Annotated in this window: 22 protein-coding genes; 10 read left to right on the top strand and 12 right to left on the bottom strand. The window is 35.6% G+C overall.

What is annotated here, in order from left to right; genetic code table 11:
* Positions 1-23 precede the first annotated feature (23 nt).
* Positions 24-1,592, top strand: a complete 1,569-nt coding sequence (locus tag ACPF9A_RS05765) for an IS1182 family transposase (protein WP_423999369.1) — start codon at positions 24-26, stop codon at positions 1,590-1,592.
* Between the two features lie 83 nt (positions 1,593-1,675).
* Here the strand turns inward: ACPF9A_RS05765 and ACPF9A_RS05770 are convergent, their stop codons facing one another.
* From ACPF9A_RS05770 to ACPF9A_RS05780, 3 genes are all read right to left on the bottom strand, one after another.
* Positions 1,676-2,104, bottom strand: coding sequence for a DUF1330 domain-containing protein (locus tag ACPF9A_RS05770; RefSeq protein ID WP_424002485.1), 429 nt, complete (start codon positions 2,102-2,104; stop codon positions 1,676-1,678).
* 200 nt (positions 2,105-2,304) lie between these two features.
* Positions 2,305-3,417, bottom strand: a complete 1,113-nt coding sequence (locus ACPF9A_RS05775) for a serine hydrolase domain-containing protein (RefSeq protein ID WP_424002487.1) — start codon at positions 3,415-3,417, stop codon at positions 2,305-2,307.
* A 29-nt stretch (positions 3,418-3,446) separates the two neighbouring features.
* Positions 3,447-4,337, bottom strand: coding sequence for an SEFIR domain-containing protein (locus tag ACPF9A_RS05780; RefSeq protein WP_424002489.1), 891 nt, complete (start codon positions 4,335-4,337; stop codon positions 3,447-3,449).
* A 166-nt stretch (positions 4,338-4,503) separates the two neighbouring features.
* Here ACPF9A_RS05780 and ACPF9A_RS05785 point away from each other — a divergent pair, with 166 nt between their 5' ends.
* The 4 genes from ACPF9A_RS05785 to ACPF9A_RS05800 all read left to right on the top strand — a co-directional run bounded on the left by ACPF9A_RS05785 (position 4,504) and on the right by ACPF9A_RS05800 (position 9,302).
* Entirely contained in the window at positions 4,504-5,733 is a 1,230-nt protein-coding gene (locus ACPF9A_RS05785; RefSeq protein WP_424002491.1) for a transglutaminase domain-containing protein, read from the top strand.
* Positions 5,734-6,039: 306 nt separating this feature from the next.
* Complete coding sequence (locus ACPF9A_RS05790; RefSeq protein ID WP_423999521.1) at positions 6,040-7,221, top strand: integrase core domain-containing protein; 1,182 nt, start codon at positions 6,040-6,042, stop codon at positions 7,219-7,221.
* Positions 7,222-7,351: 130 nt separating this feature from the next.
* Entirely contained in the window at positions 7,352-8,869 is a 1,518-nt protein-coding gene (locus ACPF9A_RS05795) for an IS1182 family transposase (RefSeq protein WP_423997090.1), read from the top strand.
* Positions 8,870-9,032: 163 nt separating this feature from the next.
* Positions 9,033-9,302 (top strand): hypothetical protein, encoded by a 270-nt coding sequence (locus ACPF9A_RS05800; RefSeq protein ID WP_424002493.1) that lies wholly within the window; start codon positions 9,033-9,035, stop codon positions 9,300-9,302.
* Between the two features lie 452 nt (positions 9,303-9,754).
* Here ACPF9A_RS05800 and ACPF9A_RS05805 read toward each other — a convergent pair whose 3' ends face one another.
* Entirely contained in the window at positions 9,755-10,810 is a 1,056-nt protein-coding gene (locus ACPF9A_RS05805) for an IS110 family transposase (RefSeq protein WP_423998486.1), read from the bottom strand.
* Positions 10,811-11,032: 222 nt separating this feature from the next.
* Complete coding sequence (locus ACPF9A_RS05810; RefSeq protein WP_424002495.1) at positions 11,033-11,566, bottom strand: hypothetical protein; 534 nt, start codon at positions 11,564-11,566, stop codon at positions 11,033-11,035.
* A 65-nt stretch (positions 11,567-11,631) separates the two neighbouring features.
* On the opposite strand from ACPF9A_RS05810, the gene ACPF9A_RS05815 reads away from it, so the two are divergent.
* From ACPF9A_RS05815 to ACPF9A_RS05825, 3 genes are all read left to right on the top strand, one after another.
* Entirely contained in the window at positions 11,632-11,958 is a 327-nt protein-coding gene (locus ACPF9A_RS05815) for a hypothetical protein (RefSeq protein ID WP_424002497.1), read from the top strand.
* Between the two features lie 101 nt (positions 11,959-12,059).
* Positions 12,060-12,473 carry a hypothetical protein gene (locus tag ACPF9A_RS05820; RefSeq protein ID WP_424002499.1) on the top strand — a complete coding sequence of 138 codons (414 nt, stop codon included), beginning with the start codon at positions 12,060-12,062 and terminating at the stop codon, positions 12,471-12,473.
* 327 nt (positions 12,474-12,800) lie between these two features.
* Positions 12,801-13,904, top strand: coding sequence for a hypothetical protein (locus tag ACPF9A_RS05825; RefSeq protein WP_424002501.1), 1,104 nt, complete (start codon positions 12,801-12,803; stop codon positions 13,902-13,904).
* Between the two features lie 236 nt (positions 13,905-14,140).
* On the opposite strand, the gene ACPF9A_RS05830 is transcribed toward ACPF9A_RS05825, so the two are convergent.
* The 7 genes from ACPF9A_RS05830 to ACPF9A_RS05860 form a co-directional block, all read right to left on the bottom strand.
* Positions 14,141-14,602 carry a thermonuclease family protein gene (locus tag ACPF9A_RS05830; protein WP_424002503.1) on the bottom strand — a complete coding sequence of 154 codons (462 nt, stop codon included), beginning with the start codon at positions 14,600-14,602 and terminating at the stop codon, positions 14,141-14,143.
* Positions 14,599-14,805, bottom strand: a complete 207-nt coding sequence (locus tag ACPF9A_RS05835; RefSeq protein WP_424002505.1) for a helix-turn-helix domain-containing protein — start codon at positions 14,803-14,805, stop codon at positions 14,599-14,601. The genes ACPF9A_RS05830 and ACPF9A_RS05835 overlap by 4 nt, the downstream gene beginning before the upstream one ends.
* Positions 14,806-15,399: 594 nt before the next feature.
* Positions 15,400-15,660 (bottom strand): hypothetical protein, encoded by a 261-nt coding sequence (locus ACPF9A_RS05840; protein WP_424002507.1) that lies wholly within the window; start codon positions 15,658-15,660, stop codon positions 15,400-15,402.
* 269 nt (positions 15,661-15,929) lie between these two features.
* Entirely contained in the window at positions 15,930-16,589 is a 660-nt protein-coding gene (locus ACPF9A_RS05845; RefSeq protein WP_424002509.1) for a hypothetical protein, read from the bottom strand.
* Positions 16,586-17,299, bottom strand: coding sequence for a hypothetical protein (locus ACPF9A_RS05850; RefSeq protein WP_424002511.1), 714 nt, complete (start codon positions 17,297-17,299; stop codon positions 16,586-16,588). Before ACPF9A_RS05850 ends, ACPF9A_RS05845 begins: the two co-directional genes overlap by 4 nt.
* Before the next feature lie 9 nt (positions 17,300-17,308).
* Entirely contained in the window at positions 17,309-18,544 is a 1,236-nt protein-coding gene (locus ACPF9A_RS05855) for a hypothetical protein (RefSeq protein WP_424002513.1), read from the bottom strand.
* 258 nt (positions 18,545-18,802) lie between these two features.
* Positions 18,803-19,741, bottom strand: a complete 939-nt coding sequence (locus ACPF9A_RS05860) for a toll/interleukin-1 receptor domain-containing protein (RefSeq protein ID WP_424002515.1) — start codon at positions 19,739-19,741, stop codon at positions 18,803-18,805.
* Positions 19,742-19,811: 70 nt separating this feature from the next.
* Here ACPF9A_RS05860 and ACPF9A_RS05865 point away from each other — a divergent pair, with 70 nt between their 5' ends.
* Positions 19,812-20,201: a hypothetical protein gene (locus ACPF9A_RS05865; RefSeq protein WP_424002517.1), complete on the top strand. Its 390-nt coding sequence runs from the start codon at positions 19,812-19,814 to the stop codon at positions 20,199-20,201.
* A gap of 161 nt (positions 20,202-20,362) precedes the next feature.
* Complete coding sequence (locus tag ACPF9A_RS05870) at positions 20,363-21,433, top strand: tyrosine-type recombinase/integrase (protein ID WP_424002519.1); 1,071 nt, start codon at positions 20,363-20,365, stop codon at positions 21,431-21,433.
* Positions 21,434-21,940 lie beyond the last annotated feature (507 nt).

Here is a 21,940-nt window from a genome sequence, read left to right on the forward strand (position 1 = left end):
AGAGATGGATCGTAACTTTAGGTATGCAGGGAAAAAAGGAATATCAGGAGAAGCTTTTCAATAATTTTCAATTAAGTAATCGGGTACCGGAGACGAATTTCTATCGTCGTTTAAAAGGCATTTTGGATTTGCGTTTCCTTTACATGCTTACCCGTCCGTATTATGGGGAAAGCGGGCAGAAGAGCATCGACCCTTTGGTATTCTTTAAGTTGTGTTTGGTAGGCTACTTGGAGAATATCATCAGTGACCGTAAGCTTATCGAGCACTGTTCGATGCGCTTGGATATACTATATTTCATTGGCTATGATATCGACGAGGAGCTACCGTGGCATTCCACGATAAGCCGTACGCGGCAATTGTACCCGGAGTCCGTTTTTGAGGAAGTCTTTACGAAGGTCCTTGCCATGTGCGTTGACAAGGGGATGGTCAGCGGCCATTCCCAGGCCATAGATTCTGCCCCTGTAAAGGCAAACGCGAGTATGGACACTTTGGAACTCAAGGTGCCTGAAGATGAACTTGACGAACACCTAAGAAAGGTACGTGCCCTTAGTTCCATGGACAGGGAAGAACCACACAGAAAGTCCAAGAACGACAAATCAGACAAGGAAGGTCGTAGCATCACGGCAAGCAACAAGGAGCTCTCCTCGATAAAGGAACGTAACAAGAAGTGGGCGAAGGACCAGGACCAACGGCCCGGTGCGGGGAACAAGGGGGCCAAGTATACCAGTAACAAGACCCATTACAGCCCAACCGACCCCGATGCCAGAATTAGCGTAAAGCCCGGCAAGGCACGCAAGCTGAACTACCTTAGCCAATTGAGCGTGGATACCGCGCACCATGTGATAACGGACATCAGGGCCTACCATGCGGACGGTAAAGACAACCAGCAATTACGGGATATTGTACAACGTTTACAAAGAAGATTATGGCAACAGGGCCTGGTATTCGAAAACTGCGTTGCGGACACCGGCTACAGTTCGGGCGAGAACTATGCCTTTTTGGAGCAAAGGGGACTTAAAAGTTTCATACCGCCCCATGGCACCTACAAGGGCGGACCCGATGGGTTCACTTATATAGAACAGGCCGACCATTACCTATGCCCACAGGACAAGGTAATACCGTTCAAAAAAGTGTTCCTAGATCATCGTACCAAGACGAAAAAGAAGGCCTACCGCGCATCGAGTAAAATCTGCAAAGGCTGCCCGCTACGCGATACATGCTTGGGCAAAGTAAATGAGAAACAGTTCTCGGTGACCTACTATCGGGAGGAATATCAACGTAATATTACCAGGGTGGAAAGCCCACAGGGAAGGTACATGAAGGGCAAACGGCAGAGTACCGTAGAACCGGTTTTCGGGACCCTCACCCAGTTCATGGGCATGCGCAAGATAAATACCATCGGGATAAAGCAGGCGAACAAGGTAATGCACCTATCGGCCATCGCCTACAACCTTAAGAAGTACCTGAAATTCGAACAAAAACTGGTGCAAAGTGGGATGGGAACACTTGCTTTTGCAACATGGGTCAAAAGTATCCTTGATTTATCGTTAGGTGCTTCTCCAAGGTATCAAAAATTAGCTTTCCATTTCTAACGCGACAAGAAAAAAGCCCCGTAGAGCGCCTTATATGAATCTGTTTTTCTCAGGATTAATGACTTGTGCAACGGTTACCATTGTTAGGTGTAGTTTTTTATTTCAGTAGAAGGCAACAATCGAGAATCTTCTAATCCAGCTGTTCTATGTCCAGCATTTTTTAAATAATCTTTGTTTTGAGCAAACTCCATAAACTTCAATACAGACTCGTGCTCAACTATCAAAACGGCATTCCATTTTTCAGATTCAGGTCCAATTAGAAAATCATTACTTTTTCCGTAATAGATTATTCGACTTCCTGCTTTTTTTAATTCAGGTAAAGTATTTTTCATATACAATTCATACGCTTCTTCACCGCTAACTTCTTTATCAGGTTTTATTTCTTCCAAATTTGTATAGTCAGCTTTTTGTCGGAACTGTAGTAAGTTCAGCATTACAATTTTCCCTTTATTATGAAAGTCCTGATAGAATTTCTTTCCAGATTCAGGATTTGCATCTATATGTTTTTTCATATTATTTTTGTTTCGCTCAAATTACACCTAACGGTCTCGGCTATGGCAAGTAGGGCGGCGGACACGCACAGAACATTCCTCAAAGCCCATAGCCAAAGCTTTTGTATTTTGTTTTTATCTTTATTTTTCTAAAAGCTAAATCAAAAGATTTGGCGGACTTAGTAAACACGCCCAAGCCTTTAAATATAGCACTTTCTGCCCTATTTGCTATAGCCATTGTTGGGCGTTCGTTTTTTTACCGCTCCCATTATTTCCGTCTGAATTTTAAATGTACTTTTGAAATCATCTAAATCTCTAGCGGTGTTTTCCAAAACGACAACATTGATTTTAGTTTGGGGATAAAAATAGCAAGCCGAAACAAAACCTGGCGAATAGCCCAAAGCTCCAATCTGAATTTTCTCCTCTCCATCTTTGAAAAGTAGCCCATACCCATATTCAACTGTATCAAAAATCGGATGAATTCTCGTAGCGTATTTTGTTGACATAAGTTCCAAGGTCTCTTTCGAAACTAGTTTTCCAGCGTACAATTTTTGATTCCACTTTTTCAAGTCCATTGCATTTGATATAAATCCACCTGCTGGAACATAATTGTCCAAACTATTAGTTGCAAACACTAAAGTCCCGTTTTCATTTTCTTCGTAACCTTTTACGAGATGTTTGTACTCTTTATTTTCTGGATGGAATGTGTTTTTGAGTCCATATTTTTCAAAAAGTTCAGTCGATAATATTTCAAATGTTTTTCCTGTGACTTTATGAAGAATTTGAGCAAGTAATTCGTATCCTAACTGAGAATATTTGAATTGTGAACCTTCTTCAAATTCTAACGGTTTTTCTAAATCCGAAATCCCATGCGTATGAGTTAATAAATGGTGAATTGTTACTTTTTCAGCCCAAGGTTGACTAATTCCCTCGATGTATTTATTGATTTTGTCATCTAGTCCAAGGTTACCTTTTTCAAGTTCTTGTAAGATTAAAACAGCGGTTATTTGTTTACTTATTGAACCAATTATGAATTGGTCGTTAAGTCCTATTTGAGTTTTACTTTCTAAGTCCGAATATCCTATTGCTTTAGAATAAATGTCTATTGAATCGATAGAAACCAATATCACTCCATTAAATTCACTATCATTAACTATTGAGTCGATTTTTGAGGTCAAATCAGCATAGTTTTCCTTTTTGGACTGTCCATTTGTTTGGCAATAAGTTAAAAGGATAAAGGTTAAAATTAGTAGACTGATTTTCATTAATTGTACTTTTTTCAAAATGACGCCCAACGTTTCTTGTATGGTGCGTTTGCATCCCGCAGGGTGCATATGCATTATACAAATTGTTAGTGATATTTTTACTTATTCAAGAGCTCTTTACTTAAATGATTATATAAAGTCTCTTTTATTTTTTGCTCGAGATTATCATTGTCAATTTCTTCCAAAACAGATATTCTATAGTATTCTTCTCCATCCAATTTAAACACATATTGATATTCATCTACAATAATTTCATTTAATGGAAGGCATTTTACATCACTATAATACTTGTTACTTAAGCCATATTTATGGCCTTTTCTTAAAGGATTTTCTTTAAGCCCATATCCTGTATTTGTTGGTGAAAAGTCCTCAAATTCAGGAGTCCCAGATAATAGTGATACGTAACTACTAATTATTTGAAATGCTCTTTCGAATAAGGTAATAGCTTTTTTCCTTAGTTCATAATCATTCCGTTCTATTGGAGCAAGTTTTTTTCTTTCCTCAAACGACTTAATTACTTTTTTTACAACAATAGGCTTTTTTATTGCTACAGGAGAAAATTCAATTTCTTCTTCGTCTTTTAGTTTAGCAAAAAGAGTATTTTCTTTAGCAGGGTTACTTAAATCAAGGATCTCCCTACCCTTAAAATTTAATGGCTTAATTTCAGGTTTAACACCATTAAGACTAACCAAAATATATTTATTCGGATAATCAACAATGTCGTTAATTATTAGGGAATATTCTGTGCCAACTCCGCCTGTAAAAGAATCTGCTTTTGTTTTGTATCCAGGGGATAAGACAATTATGACTTTTTCATAGTCCGTCATTGCTTGGTGCATCATTTTTGTAAAGTCAGGTGCAGTCTCCTCTTGTGATATTTTTCTATCAATAGTGGCATTAAATCCTTTTTGTCGGAGATGATCACAAAGACTCAAAACATTGTCTTTATGCTCTTCGGAATCCCAACTATATGTTACAAATACTTTCATCTCGATTGGTAATTATCACTAACGTGTTTGTATATGGTTTGTTGCGTGTTTTAAGCACCTAATTTAGCAAATACAAACCGAATAGAAAATCCGCGAGGATTTTCGTAAGTAGGCTAGAACTAGTAATAAATTATATACGTGTTAGGCATAAGCTGAAAAAACATACATGACGAAATACTTTTACATCATAATTCTTCTTTTTTCACTTACCAATCTTTGGAGCAATCCTAAATATGAAAAAATTGACAAGGAATCAAAAAGCGTTCCTGATTCACTAAAAACTACTGAGGAAATTGCGAAATACCTGACTTCTGAACTAAAAAATGATGATGAAAAAATAAGAGCTCTCTACATTTGGATTACTCATAATATTAAATATGATTTAGACCAAATCAATAGTGAATTTCAATATGGCTCTTATAACGAAATGGTAGATGAAACCTTAAAAACTCGAAAAGGCGTTTGTGGACATTATGCCCAACTTTTTCACTACATGTGTAAATCCATTGGAATTGAGTCCTTTGTAATTTCAGGTTATACTCGACAATTGGACAGTAATAAAATTTCAGAATTAGACCACGCTTGGAATGGTGTCAAAATCAATGATAGCTACTTTTTTGTGGACAATACTTGGGCAGCTGGACATCTTAGTTACAAAGGCAATTATGTTCATGAATTTACAGATAATTACTTCCTAGTCAATGCAAAAAAATTCATAAAAACCCATGTCCCTTTTGACCCTGTTTGGCAATTTCTAAACAACCCAATAAGTAACGTAGATTATGAAAAAAAAGACTTTTCAAAACTTAGTAAACGCGGGAATTTTATCTTTAAAGATTCCATTTCTAAAATGGTTCAGTTGGACACTATAACCCAAATCAGGAAGAAAATTGACCGCATCATAAAATCAGGGATTACCAATGTATTAATTGAAAAAGAAATCTACGAAGATGAAGAACTAATTGAAAGTCTTACATACGCCAAATGGATTTCAAACTATAATAGCATAAACGATAAGATTAATAGCGCGAACGATGAAATAAATATGGGAATAAGTTTTGAAAATATTTTCATTGGTTATATGAACAAGAATTTCAGAAACCCAAAGATTGAAGATAGCGAGATTGAAAGTACGATTGATAAGGCGAATCAACACTTTTATCAAGGTAAAAATCAATTGAAAAAGTATAAACCATCAGTCTATGATTTAGAATATTCTGGAAAAAACAAAAAGTTCATAAGGCTAACCAAAAACTATAAAGAAACTCTAGTAGACTTTGTAATTCAATTAGAACGTACAATATTAAAAGTTGAACCATCAATAATTAAGGACACAGATTACTCAAAAAGGTATCTGAAAAAGTGGAAACCTTTAAGGGACCTAGTAGCATATTAAAAAAAAAGCCTATGCCTAACAATGCCTATAATTAATGTGGGGTTAGGGTTTTTAAGCCAAGGTCTGTGTATATTTATGAGGTCGCTAAATCTTTGGGATTTTGCTTTAGACAAGAAAAATTAAAACAAAACAAAAAGATTTGGCTACGAGCTGTGGCGCAATGGTAATTATAAATCACCGCCCCACACTAATCATAGCCTAGCCGTCAGACTGCGCAAAGGTACGTTAAAGGGACATCCTTTACAAAGTTAAAGTCACATAGTTTACACTTTTAAGGTTATAATTTGAGATTAAAATCAAATTATTATGCCTTGGAAAGAAACAACGACTATGGAACAAAAGATTGAATTTATCTGTGAATGGCGTACAGGAAAATACACCATAACCGAATTATGCAAAAGCTTTAAAATCTCCAGGCCAACGGCTTATAAGTTGATAAGCAGGTTCGAGGAAAAAGGTTTTGAGGCATTAAAAGAGCAGTCCAGAGCTCCTGGGAAACACCCTAATGCAACGGGTCAGAATATCATTGAGGGTATTCTAAAACTTAAGAAAAGACACAATCATTGGGGCGCTAAAAAATTAAGGGAACTGTTGTTTAAAGATTTTACGGCCCAACAAGTCCCCTCTGTGGTCACGGTTCATAAAATCTTAAAGAACCATGGTTTGGTGTGTCCACAAAAGCGGATGCGAAGAGTAAAACCGGTATACCCGATTTTCGACCCTGAACACTGTAATGAAGTGTGGAGCGCAGATTATAAGGGAAAGTTTTTAATGGGCAATAAAATATACTGTCATCCACTCACCATTGCAGACTCTAAAAGCCGGTTCCTGTTCACTGCCAAAGGTCATTACCATGAAAACCTAAAGTCTGCAAAGGCCGAGTTCACAAGGGTATTCAGAACATTCGGGATACCTAAGCAAATACATACGGACAATGGCAGTCCCTTTGGTTCCGTGCGTACCATCCAACGTTTTACCCAGCTCTCCTATTGGTTTATCGAACTGGGTATATCACCTGTCTTTTCCGATCCTGCACATCCAGAACAAAACGGTAGACATGAACGCATGCACCGAGATCTAAAAGCCGCTTGTGCCAAACCTTCCGCGTATGACCTAAAAGCACAACAAAGACGTTTAAACCACTTTGTAAAGGAATATAACAACATAAGACCTCATGAAGCCTTGAACATGAAGACACCTGCCGATATGCACGACTTTTCTACAAGACCGTTCCTTGAAAGAATACCTGACTTTCACTATGATGCCAAATACAAAGTGCTTAAAGTAACACAGAATGGATCTATTAGATGGAAATCATATTACTGGGTATATGTGACAGCTTCGTTAATGGGCAAATATGTAGGTATTCAAGAAATGGGAAACGGTATTTGGAGGGTATTTTATAGAAACGTATTTTTAGGTTTCTTTGATGAAAACAATTTAAGAAATAAAGAACAAGCAACAAGATTAGAAATTAATTTAGTGTAAACCCTAATCTTTAACTTGTGTAAACTATGTGCCTTAACGAACACAAAAACCTACCCTTTCTTAATAACTTTGTTGATTTCCTTTAGCACGGCCAATACCATAACGTATTGATATTGATTATCTTAATGGTATGGATTTTATAACAGGTTTTGACAGGGACCAACTCGTAATGATGGATTTCGAATCCTGCCTGGGTCCCGATTCGTGGGCAAGGATCGTCGATATGTTCGTGGATATCCTCCCAATGGGCGACCTGGGGTTCAGGGACGTGCTGAACAACGAGGGCAGGCCACCATATCGTTCCTCGGACATGCTCAAACTCTATCTCTACGGCTACAAGAACAAACTGCGCTCCTCCCGCCAATTGGAACATGCCTGCAAGGTAAACCTCGAGGTCATATGGCTCCTGAAGGGACTAAGGCCGTCCGCAAGGAAAATAGCCTATTTCAGAAAGCGTAACCCAAAAGCCTTCAAAGGGGCATTCAGGTATTTTGTGGTGCTGCTCAAGGATTGGGAACTAATCGAAGGCGAGACCATTGCCATCGACTCCTTCAAGATAAGGGCCCAGAACGCCCTGAAGAACAACTTCAACCAGAACAAGATCGACCGCCATATCGAGTACATAGACAACAAGATACTGGAATACCAACAACAACTTGATGCCGAGGACGGAGATTCGGATACCGAAAAAATACAGGACAAAATTGCCTACCAGGAATCGAAGAAGGAAAGATACCGCAACATCGGGGAAGAGCTGCGCACCAGTGGGGAACGACAGATCAGCCTTACCGATCCCGATGCCAGATCGGTAGTACTGCACCGCAACATAATCAATGTGGGCTATAACGTGCAGGCAGGGTGTGATGCAAAATACAAACTCTTCGTCAACAACGACACGGGCACCGTAAACGATACACACGCACTTTCGCCCATGGCACTCGATGCAAAGCAACTTTTGGGCGTGGAAAAAATGAGGACACTTACCGATAAAGGGTACACCACGGGCAAACACCTGGACATCTGCACCAAGAACGGGATAACAACTTACTCATCCCCAAAGGAGCATTCTTCCCAACACAACGGCCTTTATCCCATGGTCGATTTTAAATACGACAGGGAAATGGATACCTATACCTGTCCCGACGGACAGATATTGGTGACCAATGGAACCGTTTACAATAAGGCGGGCCACAAGGTCAAGCATTACAAGAACCGACAGGCCTGCAAGGTCTGCCCCGTAAGGCACCTTTGTACCACGAACAAGAACGGACGCTTCATAGAGCGCTCCATTTATCAGGAGGCCTTGGAGGAAAACCAGAAAAGAGTGGAGGAAAATCCGGAATATTATAGGCTCAGGCAACAGATCACCGAGCACCAGTTCGGGACCATCAAAAGACAATGGGGCTTCACCCATACATTGATGAAAGGAAAACAGAACGTGCTCTCCGAGGTAAACCTGATCATGATATGCTACAACCTTAGCAGACTTGTGTCCATTCTTGACCCAAAAGTGTTGAAGGACAGGCTCAAAAGGCTTGTCGACATATTTTTTGCCCTATTCGGAGCCATTTCAGCCATTTTGGGCGACTTTCCTTTTCTTGGAAATTTAGTTTACCACAAAAGAACCGGCTATAAAACCTTCGCTTAGGGTCCTATAAATCAAAACAAATCATTTATTTTTATTCGAAATGGAGTTGCTGCGCAAACTCACGTTGGGCACAATTTTAAAACATAGAATAAAATTGAGAAATTTAATTGTCTTTCTTCTTTTAATTTTTTCTTCTTGCTATGAATACAAGTCAAAGGAGAAAGTGGAGAAAATTGTCAATCTTCCAGAATCTGTATTTTGGATTGGGACTAAAGGAAAAGGAAATTGGTATAATATAGAATTTGTAAATTCTCATCGCAACCATGCTTTAATTTCTGTTTACGACGGAGAAAACAAAGAGTTAATTATTAAAAAAAGGTTTATGAAAATCTGTCCTAGTGATAATCTTAAATTTATTGAGGACTTGAAAAGTGAGATAGACTTCTACGATGGAAAACGAATTCAATTAAAAGATAGTTGCTATCTGCAATGACATGGAATAAAGCAAATGGATTTGAGCAAGTGCGAGTAGATGGACTTGAAAATCAAAACCCAAACAGAACGCAAACGGACTTTACTCAAACGGACTAAAAAAATAAGTCAGAACGCAAGCGGAAACGGCTCACTCGAACGGAGAAAAACTCTGCCCAACAAAACCTCCTATGAAAAGCCTTTGTCCAGTTTCTTAAAGTTAATTAATATTTTCTTTTTTGCCTTAAACCACCTTTTTTTCTTTTAATATAACTTGCTCGCACTCCTATGTGTGATCGGTTCGAAACTTGAAACGTCACCGGCATCTGTATGATTATAAATTATAATAAAACCGGTCACTTGCTAAAAATGTGATCCTAAATAGTACAGGTCACGGGTTTTGTTTTGTGATACGGTTCTCACTACTATATTAGAGCTTTGTTATGATTTTTATTTTGTTAGTTTTTCTACTTATTATTCAATGACCCCAATGGTATATGGAACTTCTGTTTTAATTACCGCCAAGGTTCTACTTAGTAGCTTTCTAGCTACTTTGACAATGATACTTTTTACGTTCTTGCCTTGATGTTTACGATAGTAGGCCTGCATTACGGGGTCTGCACGTATCGCTTGCCAAGATGCCTCTACAAAATAACTTCTCAATAAGCGGTTTGCACGTGGGGTCATTCCCATTGTCCTTTGACTGTTTCCGCTTTGATACATACTTGGTGCCAGACCTACGTAACCTGCCAAATGTTTAATGTTGTTGAAACGTCTTAAATCCCCCAGTTCACATAATATGCCACAGGCCACGATACCTCCGATACCAGGTATACTTCTCAGTAATAGATAATCCTTCTTATAATTCACTTTACAGTACCTTCTTAGCTGTGTGGACACATCGCGAAGCTCTTGGTCCACAAAACGGAAGAAACGCATTCTACTCTCTAATGTGGCCTTCGCCGTTGGGTACTCGAAAATGATATCATCCAACCAATTTCTGTACTTATGGCTCCAATGGTCATTGTCGAACTCTTCAGGTTCCCTGATTCCGAAATACAACAATTGCATCTTTATATAGCTCTTGACCCTTCTGAAATCCTTTACAAGGTCATTTCTGCGTCTGAAAAGACTACGAAGTTCTTCACGTTTCCTGTCCGGCACTATGATACTCTGCAATCGGTTATCCTTCAACTCTCTCGCTATCAACTGCGCATCTATCTTATCGGTCTTGGTATGTTTCTCTTTGCCCTTTCTATGAATGTCTGCTGGATTGACTACCAGACTTCGCCAACCGTAACCCTCAAAACAACGATGAGCGTGGTAACCGCAACAACCAGCTTCATAAGCTACGGTAACTTCATACTCCTTGAAATGTTTTGAAACATAACTATGTAATTGCTTTGGGTCGGGCGACATACTGAAAGACTTACCAGCGAACAGATCTGTTGCACAATGTACTTTCCAACTTCGTTTGTGAATATCGATACCAATGTATAACTTCGGGCAAGCAGTTTGTTGAGTGTTCATATCTTATTGTTTTAGAGAACTTTAAAGATACTCGACTTGCTGCTTTTTCATCGATGCTAAACGTAATGCGGAGTTTAGGGCTAAACCGAAAGGTCTGTGTATATTTATAATGTCGCTAAATCTTTGGGATTTAGCTTTGGACAAGAAAAGAAAAAGCGAAACCAAAAGCTTTAGCTTCGTGCGCAGACGGAAACGAAAAGTTTCCTTGCCTCCGCACTACGCTTAGCTCAACCGTTGTGTTTGGATTATTTCTTTAAGATATTGTATGTCCTTTTCCACGCTTTCCATTTTTTGATCATTGGAATTAAAGGATTTATAAAGTGAGAATGCTGTACTTAAAATAGCTATCACAAATAATGGCCAGAAAGTATAATACTGCCATGGAGCCATTTTTGCTTTCCACTTATTGATTGTATATTGATTATGTGAATCATCCTCCAGCCTTAATCTTTTGGCATCATTAATTTTTAACAACTCCGCTCCCTTTTCATATGCAGGGATAAAACCGCCATCATTCAAAAAGTCTTGAGTTAATTCATTTTTGCCGAATGAAGAAAAAGGATCATTTTTAATGTATAAAAAATATCTACTCCCGGTATCTAACATTTCATCCGTAATAGCTTTAAAATTCAATAAATTCTTAGCTGGTTTATCTAGCTGTTTCCATAAATTGTCTACAGTAAATGAATGGTGGGGGTCAGCCAATAAAAACTCCAAAATCCTATTCTTCAATTCCGCTCTTTCTCTACCCTCCATAATATTGTTTTTAAAATCTAAAAGTAGGAAATAGTATATATTTATAGGGGTAAAAAGTTTTAGGTATGGATAATTTAGGTATCAATACAAAAATTACAAAGGAAGATATCAAGCTGATAATGATTTTTGACGGATCTGTATCGAATGCCAAAAAGATAGTAACATTGGTCGAGGGCAGGTTAAAGGAAATACTGAAGGCCAAACTCAAAATGGAATCAGTAGTATTAAAATGTAGTATAAACCCTATACCTGACCATGAAGGAAATTACTTTATAATTACGAAAATCAAGAAACCTATAAAGTGCAAAGTCATAAACTGGGTAGAACCTTTGATGATCAGTTCAATTCTTAAGGATTTAAATTATTGGTTTCCGTTGAATGATATTGAATAAAGCCATTTGAAGGCCCTGAACGGACTTTCTCTATACCTTTATAAGAGTGCCTAAAACAATATAACATCATTTAATTAAAAAGATATGGATATATTTGATTTATGAATCCAAGTATTGCAGTACCTATTTTAATAGCTATTTTATCAGGTATTGCATGGGTTGCAATCAAATTTCCTATTTTTTATAAGAAAATAGCTTTCCAATTACTATTTTATGGCTCAAGTATTATGGTAGGAATCATAGTTTCAACACTTTTTATATTGGATTCGGATATAAATAATCTGCTTTATTCCGCTGAAAACACTGGTAATCTAGAAATTTTAACAGAACGTTTAGTTAACTTCAAAGAAGAATGGGATGGCTTTTTGAGTAAATTGAGTTGGTCAATAGGTATTTTAGCCTATACACAAATACTTAGATTGATACCTTTAATACAAGATTATGAAAGTATTGTTAAAGAAAAGGAAAAATCAAAAGAACTAAACAAAGTTGAAAGACAAAATGACTCCAACTAACCTGTAAAACGACATTTATAGGTTTAAATAGATATCCTTTATCTCATCCGCCCTAATCCCCAAATATTTTCTAGTCTCACTTTGATGTGCATGGTTGAAAATTTCACATAGATAGGTTAATGCCCCATCCGATCTATTATTGTTTTCCCACTGCCCTTCAAACAAAACTTTCCATTTTTTAAATAAAATTTACTGTATTCGACTTTTAATAATATCACCTCCGATTTTATAAGGATATTCTATATTGATTATTCTTTGAAATATTTTAAATTGTTTGCACTTCCCCCATAGTAAATTAGAACCAAAACCAAACTAAAATAAAATAAAATGAAAAATTATCTCCTAATCCCTTTTGGGGTATGTTTAATGTGCTTTCATTCCTCCAATTCACAAGAAAGCTTCAAAAAGAAATATCGTATTAAAAAGCAACTCAATTTTTCATCTTGGAAATATAAGATAACGGATGATTCTGTGATCGTTAATACATGGGAAAGGAAAACTACTCCAAATTTTCTTGAAAAAGACAATTGGATTAATTACAAAAAAGCAATTGATTTAGATTATCTAAAAACTAGATATAGTGATGAAATTAAGAAGGACCCCAAGTATTTTTCAGGTGAAGAATTTGAAGAGGAATTTAAAAAACGAACAAAAGCAGTTAACAAAATTGATTCTCTTGTTAAGTTAGTTGCAAATAATTTGAAATACTCAATAGAACTTGATGATATTGGTGGAAATAAATTTACAATCACTGAAAAAGAAGCAAAAAATAAAGAGGAGTTATCGAAGATAATTGGGTATAATGATAAGATAAAACCTGACTTCTATTCAGGTCAAAAAGACTTTGTTTACAAGGGGAATATATTATTTGAAAAAGATAAAATCTATGTGAATCTTTGGAATTTTGAGAAAAGTAAATATAGTGATGATAAAAAAGTATTGTATTATACCTTGACTGATGGTCAAACAGCCAAACTTAAATTTTGGGAATGGACCGCATCAGCATTGACAATCCCATTAAAATATAGACTTAAGGATGAAAAAGATAAAGTAAATGAAGTATTTACAACTGCCTTTAATGCTGGTTTATTTTATGGTCATACTTATGGTAAAACAAAATTTAATTATCGGGAAAAAATTGGCAATAGAACTATTACAAAAAAATACTCAGCAGGTTTATTTTTAGGAACTGCTGCGGAAACATTGAATAAATCAAATACTGATACTTTGGTAAGCAAGATATCAGGTTCGGAAACTAGAACAATCGGATTATTATCTACAGGTTTAGGATTTATCCATAGTAGGAATAACTTGGCATTAGGTGTTTTTATAGGATGGGATATTGGTGCTGGAGAAATCTCTAATTCTTGGTATTACGATGAAAGAATGTGGATTGGAATAGGTATAGGTTATGATATATTCAAGTTATAAAGTCCTTCCTACATTAATTACCATTTGAAGAAAATAATTCGTGCTTTTTTAATTTTAAGGTTTGCATTATTCTCAACAAAATCCATTTTTTAACAGTTTTAATCTAATTTCAATCAATTCCTACAAACAGAAATCCCTCCTACCCCTATAAACATTGGGTTTTTAGTTTATATTTTACATAATAATAGTTATAGAACATTTTGTGCCTGTTAAAAAATCATCATTTAAAAACGTAATTAATATCGTGTTCCTTTGCGCCATTCATATGGATTGATTGGATTTTTATCAACCCATAATCCAACTTGTTTTTCTCTTGCTTTAAGCTCCAGTTCGGAAAGAACTTGATCGTCCGAAAAATATTTATAGTGCCATGCAAGACCATTTCTAAGCAGTTCTTCTGATAAATTTTTATTATCATAAAAAACGTTCCCTACGGTTCTTCCGTAACGGTCTATTTTTGTTTTTTCAACAAAAACGGTCCTGCCAAAGATTTCGGCAGAGACGAAATCTTTGGCAACTTTTGAAAAGGGTTGTCCTTTTTCTGGAGAATCAATATCGGCAACCCGGATTGTATGTTGTGTGTTAAAAGAATCTAGTATCACAATGGTATCACCATCCTTTACTTTTATTACTCTTCCTGTCTGCGCAAAGAAGGAAAGTGATGTAAATACTATTAATAATTGAATAAATATTCTCATTCGTTAATGTCTCTTAATATGTATGATATGTTTTTGATGTGGAGAGCTTTGAGTATAACCAGGAAAACGGAAAGTTTTATTTGGTGTTTATTCCGCTCCCATTCACAGATACGCTCAGCTCTAATACCGGTAATGTTGGAAAGGTCTATTTGCGTCATTCTTCTCTCCTGTCGTAATCTTGATAAGTATTTACCCGTATACATATTCGGCAAATTAATTGTTTTTGAAATAGGCTTTTACTACAATGCTTAATATAATAAGAATAATGGAGGAAAACGAGAGCGCTATTATTACCGGATAATATTGAAAATAACCATCAGAAGGAATAAGCAAAAAGTCAATGGTTATAGTTTTGAGTTGAAAGTATGAAACTAGGGAATAGATCAAGATAATCAGAAGACCTATGGATGTTCCAACTGATAACTTTGTAATGAATATTCCATTGATTTTCATCGTATTTTTATGTATTAGATAGGTTGGATAGTATTATGAAAAAATTACTGATAAAGGAAGTATAATGCTTCCGCAAACGACAAATATTGCCAATAGCGCCATAATAGATTCTACAAGGCTATATGTGTTTTGGTCTGGATAGAATATTTGGTTGATTGTTTTCATTAAAGTGGTGGGTTAGGTGATTGCTGCAGCTCTTTTAATTTATATAGATGGGCTAATACGTTAGCGTGAATTTCGGTCCATTTGTCTTTTTTATTATTGGAGCTTAAAATTTCACTTTCCTTTATAGCCAAATAGAAATTTTTTCCTTTGTTATCGGATCTATTATGTACAGAGGGAATTTAACGCACATCGAAAAAGTCAATAATTTGATTGAATTTTTTTTCTTCAAAAGAAATGTCCTCTTCAAACCTGGTTGCTCTAAGCAACCAATTATTATAATCGGTTTCACAATAGGCATAATCAAGAACCCCTATATAATAACCGGTTTCCATAGGTTTATTGCATCCATCACATATGGACATTCCTCCGAGCTCCTTAAATTCGGAACGGGAGAGTTTTACTATTTTAAAACCTTTGCTATTTTGAATTATACTTGCCATTGATTACGATTTGTCTATGATAAATAACCTAATGTATCTATAAGTCAGATATAACACGCATAAACTTAGTATAAAAACGAATTCTTTCAGGTGTATGTAGTTTTGGACCAAACAAGAATAAACAATTGCTAGAAAAAATAGGAATCCTTTATTTGAACTTTGATAACGGTCTCGGCTATGAGTAGTTGCGTGGGTTAGCACTTTACTTTGCAAGTACACACCAAGTTGGAAATTCCTGCGGAATTTCCAAAATAGGCGATAACAAGCAATTACTTATAGCCATTGTTGTGGTTTGTATTTTTCAACGGCACATTCAATTCCTTAAAACCATTTGCAATTACGGTTAAACTCTTTTTATTTATATTTTTTATAGGAAAAACAAATTCTCTTTTATTTTCACAAAAAACAGAGATGAACATCATTAAATCTAATTTTTCAAGTCTTACGTCCTTACATATTTTAAACATGGATATTTGAAAGTCGTTAGTACTCTGAAAATTGTTAAATGCTATTATATTATTGACACCATTCCAGAAAAGCGAAAAGGATTCCTTTTGTATGCCCAATTCTGGCAGTTCTGACTTAGTTGCAGTAATTTTTAAAAACCTTTCGCTCATAATAGTATCCCTTCCGTTATATGTAGCCTTACCTGTAAGTTCTAAAATATCTTCATTTATAAATTTATATGTCTTTATCACTTTGCCCATATCGACGCTGTCACCTACAACTTTATATGCTGTTGAATCAATTTTTTCATTGAAGTCATATTGAATTAGTTTTGATTCATTGAATTCCAAAACATTGATTGACGGACGCACATATGCTTCTGGATTTTTTAATTTAATCCATTTTCCATTAATTTCTTGACCAAAAGTTGAAGCGTATCCTATAAAGAACAGGAAAATTATTGCTGATTTAACTAAATTCATAAGAGTAAATTCAACTTGTAGTTTTCATCTCCCAGAATAGTCGGAATACTTCCATAGAAATAATTAATTGGCATTACTTTATGAAAAAATGCATCTCCAATCAAACAATTTTCATCATCCTTATATGTTACTGTGAGATTTTGCAATTTTAATTTTTCAATGGAATAAGGCAGAAAAATAGGATTTTCAAAATTCTCTATAATGATTGATTCAATAGCCTGATATTCATCTAGATACATGTTTTTTATTGGTGAAACAACTAGTTTTTGTATTCCTGTTGTTACGAAATTCTTTAAATATGACTGAGGTCTTTTAATATTCATATTATCTTTTAGGAATACTATTTGAATGGAGTATACATTCATCAGAAAACTTATATAAAAATGTATCTCAATGGTCTCACCTAAATTAGCATTCCTTTCCAATTCAATTATACCACCATAGTTCGGAACCATTCCTAGTGTTGCGCCTTTCACTTTTAGATTTAACCTACTTTCGATTTGATGACAGATTTTATATTTCCAATTTTTATTTAGGTTAGTCTCGTTGACAATATTAGTATCAACGAGACTTAAAATTTCTAAAATACCTGATTGAGTCCAATAGTTTTCATCCGTTTTTTCAAGTTTTAAGGGATAGAATGAATTTATAATTCTTTTGATTTGAGGAGCTTTTTTTCCTAGTTCCTCAATGTTTATTTTTTTTTGCAAGTTCATTATCTAAAGACAATATGATGCTCTGGTTGAAGGTACACTTGAAATTGGTCTAGTTGATATAGAAGACCCCGCCTGTTCGGCTTTCAGATTATCAATTAAGAAATCTCTAAATGCAATAGTAGCGGAGGCATCATTTAAAAGTTTTGGATTTACACTCATCGCCTCATACAAGTCGTACTTTGACTGTTCCCATGCGGAATTGAATGCATTAGAAGCAGCTCGAGTTGACAAATAAGGAATTCCAACAGCTATTTCTTTTAAATCTACCTCAATAATATCGTTAGAAAAAATACCTTGAGAAACAATTAATAAGTTAAGGTTTGAAATGTTAGCGTAATTGGCATTGCCAATTTTTTTGAAATTATAGTCACCACATATTTTTGTGATTTTTTGTGCGGTAATATTTATTCCAATTAACATTTCCCCCTTGGGACAATCATCACCTTTAGAAGTTGTTGATTTTTGGTCTTTGGTATCGGGTGCCATTGTTGCGCAGAAACAACCTTTGCCTACTTCTACTGTACCCCTGCTACCTCCACTAGCTTGTGCACCAGTATAGCCCATGGATCCGGCAGAAGCCCAAGACGTGGAACCAGCGGTGGTGGTGGCACCTGCATTATACCCTGAACCACTATTACTACCACTACCGCCACTTGTGCTACCGCCAGTATTGCCGGTAGTATTGTTAGTGCTCGGGTCAGGTCCAATGTCGTCATAGCAGGGTTCGGTGCTACCGCCTTTTGAGCTATTGCCCAAAGAGGAAAGAAATGAATCGAATGAATAAGCGTCGATTTTTCCGTTGAAAGACTTGTCCTGCGATTGTGAGTATTCTAGAATGTCCTGATCGATGAATTCGTACTTCATTACAAAATCAGGTGAATGATTGCCGTCTGTACGCCTATTGACCACCAAGTTATAAACGGAATTTTCTTGCCCGTTTTCCACATACATTCTAAAAGTATATGTCATATTACCTATTGAATCACGAACCCCAATTGCACTTTCCTCATCTACCCAAAAGGTTTGTTGCTCTTCTTTGGAATTAATTGAGTTCCTTCTGTTATCAACCCTTTTTTTGAAAGATGATACTATGTCGGGAATTTCCGATGATGAAAATGCAGATGCGCTAAAATTTAGGACTTGGGTTTCTTCATTTATTTGGGCGCTATCGCCCTTTTCGCAATTCATTGCAAATAGAGCCAAGACCGCTAAAACAAAAATTTTCTTTAAACTTCTCATAATTCTTTGGTTTTAAAGTTATTAAAAATGTTTCAAATGTGGTCAATATAAACCACAACGTTTGGGCTATGAAACGTAGCGTGCAAAAAGACACGGAACTTTCGGTTTATACCCAAGCCGAATTTTTAAATTTTCTTTTTATCCTATTCTCTCAAAAAGCCAAATTTAAAAATTTGGCGACTTTGAAAATACACACAAATCTCTCGGAAAGCCCATATTAACTATGTTTTATAGCCGTTGTTGTATGCCGTTTTTTATTTAATCAAAATTTATTCGATTACTTATGTCATCTATGTTTTTTCGATGATTTTCTCTATCAATTCTTTCCCTTTCAGCTTGTTGTTGTTTCCGAATGTTAATTTGCTCTAATTGTTTATTCGCAACATCCACAGCTAATTTAAGTGTGTCTTTATGATACTTTTCAACTTCTTCAATTGTTGTTCCATTTAAAATCACTTGATTCCCGTAAGCTGTTGCAATTCCCGGTCTATGCATTGAACTCCAACTTGGTGGTCGATTCCAAGCATTTATAAATAATTCTCTCCATTCATAACTTGGTGTTTTATTTAATTCAAAGGGTATTTTGTATAATCCACTTCCAGCAGTTCCATCATTCGTTGGTTGAGTAATTTCGTCTATTACTATTCCCTTAATTTTAATTGGTTCATCTTTTGGGACAGGTTCAGACTTTGATTCCTGATTTCTTAAGTTTGATGTTTTTCTTGTAGTTGAGATTCCAAGTTCAGGTGCTTTTTCTCTATCGTTTAGCAAAGTAGTTGTTAAGTCGGAATAATTATTGTCGTAATGATTTTCATTCGATAAATCCACATAATATTTTCCTTGAAGCCAAGAAGGTATTGAAGTTTCTTTAGTCCCAGATTTTAAAATTGGTATAAATTTTCTGTGGTTTGAGTTTTGTAAAACTTCTGCTGTCATTATATCTCCTTCATAACCAACTCCACCAATTCTATTTTCTGATTTGGACTTATATTTTGGTGTACAAATAATAAGAACATAGTCATTTTCCCTAACTGATTTTTCCATAAAATGTGGCATTTGGTCGCCAGGTACGACTTCCCATTGGTCAAGTTTTGCGTCAATTCCATCATTTCGCAATTCAGTTGCAAGTTCTTTTACCCATTTCTTAACTTCTTCACTCTCCCAAGCGTAAGAAATAAATGTTCTCGGATTATTCATTCAGTTAGGTGTTTTTCTTAAATGGCATACAATAACGTCTAGGGTATGGTGCGTTTATTAATAAAAAAGAATGAAGAAAATAGCAATTATAGGACATAATAATACAGGACTGACCACAACTGCAAAGGCACTTGCTAATAAATGCAATATACCCATTGTTATAGGTAGTACGGATAAACAAGCACAGACTATGGAATTAGAAATAAACGGTATTAGGTATGCCGAAATTGAAAAACAACCTAAAAAGCAAATGAGTAGGTCAATGACTAGAGTTATGATGATGGCTGCAATGTTTGATGGAATGGCAGGGAATGGAAGTGGTGGCGGAACACGTAAAAGACCAAATGTAGACTTAATTAAGGAATTTGAACTTATACAACAAAAGAAAAGCAAACTACCACGTAATGACCGAGATTGGGTTGTTTTTCAATTTAACAAACGGTTTAAGCAAATAACTTAGTATTACCTACAACACGTATATATGTGTAATTGGTTAGTAAGATACAAAAACGGAGTTATTTTCTACAACCATAGCGCAGAAAGGAGATATAAAAGATTATTATAGTAGGTATTTAGTATATCATTTTTTACCTTACTGTAATTTGATATACAAAATGCAGTATGAATATTTCTAATTATAGTTTTAAATTTGACGTTCACAGGAACAAAAAAGTGATATTGGTGTTGTTTAAAAACGATGCAAAATTAAAAAGTCAATTTAGAGAGCGTTTTACTTCTGCTAAATGGAGCAGCACAAAAAAGGCTTGGTATTTACTGGATCTGCCTTCCGTTAGAAAATTATTACAATTAAAACAAAGCTCATATAATGACAAATATGAGTCTCAAATTTACGCTAAAAACAAATCCTCTTTAGTGCAATTTCACGAGCAGCTCATCCTAAAGTCTTATAGCGACAATACGGTGAGAATCTATATTGCAGAATTTGTTCATTTATTGCAATTGATCAAGAACTATCCTGTTGAAGAACTATCGCCAGAAAGACTTAAAGATTACTTTCTTTATTGTATCACCAATGAGAAAATGGGAGAGCGCAAAATGAATGGAAAGATCAATGCCATAAAATTTTATTTTGAGAAAGTTCTGCATAGACCACAAATGTTCTTTAATATTCCCAGGCCTAAAAAACCTTCAACACTTCCTAAAATGTTGAGCAAAAGAGAAGTTGGTAAATTATTAGACCAAGTAACGAACTTTAAGCATCTAATTGCACTACAATTGTGTTATGGCATGGGGTTAAGAGTGTCTGAAGTAGTCGGGATTAAATTAAAGGATATAGATGGAGACAGAATGGTAGTCCACATCCATGGTGCTAAAGGAAAAAAGGACCGCATTGTTCCATTACCGGTAATCTTATTACCCAAGTTGAGAACCTATTACAAATTATATAAACCCAAGGAGTATTTGTTAGAGGGAAGATATGGTGGGCAGTACTCAAAAGGTAGCGTTCAGAGCGTTTTTAAGAAGGCTATGAAAAAAGCTGGAATCAAAAAGAACATAGGTATACACGGTCTGCGACATAGTTATGCCACCCATTTATTGGAGTCGGGAACGGATATGCGTTTTATACAAGAATTACTTGGTCATAGCTCTATAAAAACTACACAGGTCTATACCAAAGTTACCCCTAGAAGTTTAGCTAATATTGAGAGCCCTTTAGACACATTGCAATAGCAAAGAACCTTTAGCACCTTACTTTTAAATAGCGCTAAGAGGTTTTTCGCTTAGGGGCAGGGTATATTTAAACGACCGTTTTATTGAACTTTTAAAATTACTTTTAAAGTCTATAAAAAGGTGTTAATAATTATACCTTAGCTGAAGTCTTTTAAAGAGTTTAATTGTCCATTCCTATCGATAAACTATTGGAAAGTTTAGCGAAACGCTAAATTTAAAAGGGGTGAGACGGTGGTTTAATTGAACTACCTTGAAGTAAAAGAAAGAGAAAAAATGGCACGTACAAGACTTATTTTAGACAAGAGAAAGGGTTCAAAAAGTTCAACTACTGGTTTATTTTCGGTTGCAGTAAGAGTATTTAATAAATAACCAAGAATTGTTCGATTATCTTATAGTACTTCTCCAAAGGGTTTGGATGAAACCAACCTACTGCTTAGAAAATCTATCAAGGATAACTTAACACTAGACTGCGATAAAATAAACATTGAAATTTGCGAAAAATTGGAT

This window comes from Maribacter sp. IgM3_T14_3, from assembly GCF_049603095.1.
Taxonomy (GTDB): Bacteria; Bacteroidota; Bacteroidia; order Flavobacteriales; family Flavobacteriaceae; genus Maribacter.

Coding starts and splice junctions, on each gene's coding strand:
- ACPF9A_RS05765 (WP_423999369.1), top strand. CDS start 24: ATGCAGGGAAAAAAGGAATATCAGGAGAAGCTTTTCAATAATTTTCAA.
- ACPF9A_RS05770 (WP_424002485.1), bottom strand. CDS start 2,104: ATGAAAAAACATATAGATGCAAATCCTGAATCTGGAAAGAAATTCTAT.
- ACPF9A_RS05775 (WP_424002487.1), bottom strand. CDS start 3,417: ATGCACCCTGCGGGATGCAAACGCACCATACAAGAAACGTTGGGCGTC.
- ACPF9A_RS05780 (WP_424002489.1), bottom strand. CDS start 4,337: ATGAAAGTATTTGTAACATATAGTTGGGATTCCGAAGAGCATAAAGAC.
- ACPF9A_RS05785 (WP_424002491.1), top strand. CDS start 4,504: ATGACGAAATACTTTTACATCATAATTCTTCTTTTTTCACTTACCAAT.
- ACPF9A_RS05790 (WP_423999521.1), top strand. CDS start 6,040: ATGCCTTGGAAAGAAACAACGACTATGGAACAAAAGATTGAATTTATC.
- ACPF9A_RS05795 (WP_423997090.1), top strand. CDS start 7,352: ATGGATTTTATAACAGGTTTTGACAGGGACCAACTCGTAATGATGGAT.
- ACPF9A_RS05805 (WP_423998486.1), bottom strand. CDS start 10,810: ATGAACACTCAACAAACTGCTTGCCCGAAGTTATACATTGGTATCGAT.
- ACPF9A_RS05810 (WP_424002495.1), bottom strand. CDS start 11,566: ATGGAGGGTAGAGAAAGAGCGGAATTGAAGAATAGGATTTTGGAGTTT.
- ACPF9A_RS05815 (WP_424002497.1), top strand. CDS start 11,632: ATGGATAATTTAGGTATCAATACAAAAATTACAAAGGAAGATATCAAG.
- ACPF9A_RS05820 (WP_424002499.1), top strand. CDS start 12,060: ATGAATCCAAGTATTGCAGTACCTATTTTAATAGCTATTTTATCAGGT.
- ACPF9A_RS05825 (WP_424002501.1), top strand. CDS start 12,801: ATGAAAAATTATCTCCTAATCCCTTTTGGGGTATGTTTAATGTGCTTT.
- ACPF9A_RS05830 (WP_424002503.1), bottom strand. CDS start 14,602: ATGAGAATATTTATTCAATTATTAATAGTATTTACATCACTTTCCTTC.
- ACPF9A_RS05835 (WP_424002505.1), bottom strand. CDS start 14,805: ATGTATACGGGTAAATACTTATCAAGATTACGACAGGAGAGAAGAATG.
- ACPF9A_RS05840 (WP_424002507.1), bottom strand. CDS start 15,660: ATGGCAAGTATAATTCAAAATAGCAAAGGTTTTAAAATAGTAAAACTC.
- ACPF9A_RS05845 (WP_424002509.1), bottom strand. CDS start 16,589: ATGAATTTAGTTAAATCAGCAATAATTTTCCTGTTCTTTATAGGATAC.
- ACPF9A_RS05855 (WP_424002513.1), bottom strand. CDS start 18,544: ATGAGAAGTTTAAAGAAAATTTTTGTTTTAGCGGTCTTGGCTCTATTT.
- ACPF9A_RS05860 (WP_424002515.1), bottom strand. CDS start 19,741: ATGAATAATCCGAGAACATTTATTTCTTACGCTTGGGAGAGTGAAGAA.
- ACPF9A_RS05865 (WP_424002517.1), top strand. CDS start 19,812: ATGAAGAAAATAGCAATTATAGGACATAATAATACAGGACTGACCACA.
- ACPF9A_RS05870 (WP_424002519.1), top strand. CDS start 20,363: ATGAATATTTCTAATTATAGTTTTAAATTTGACGTTCACAGGAACAAA.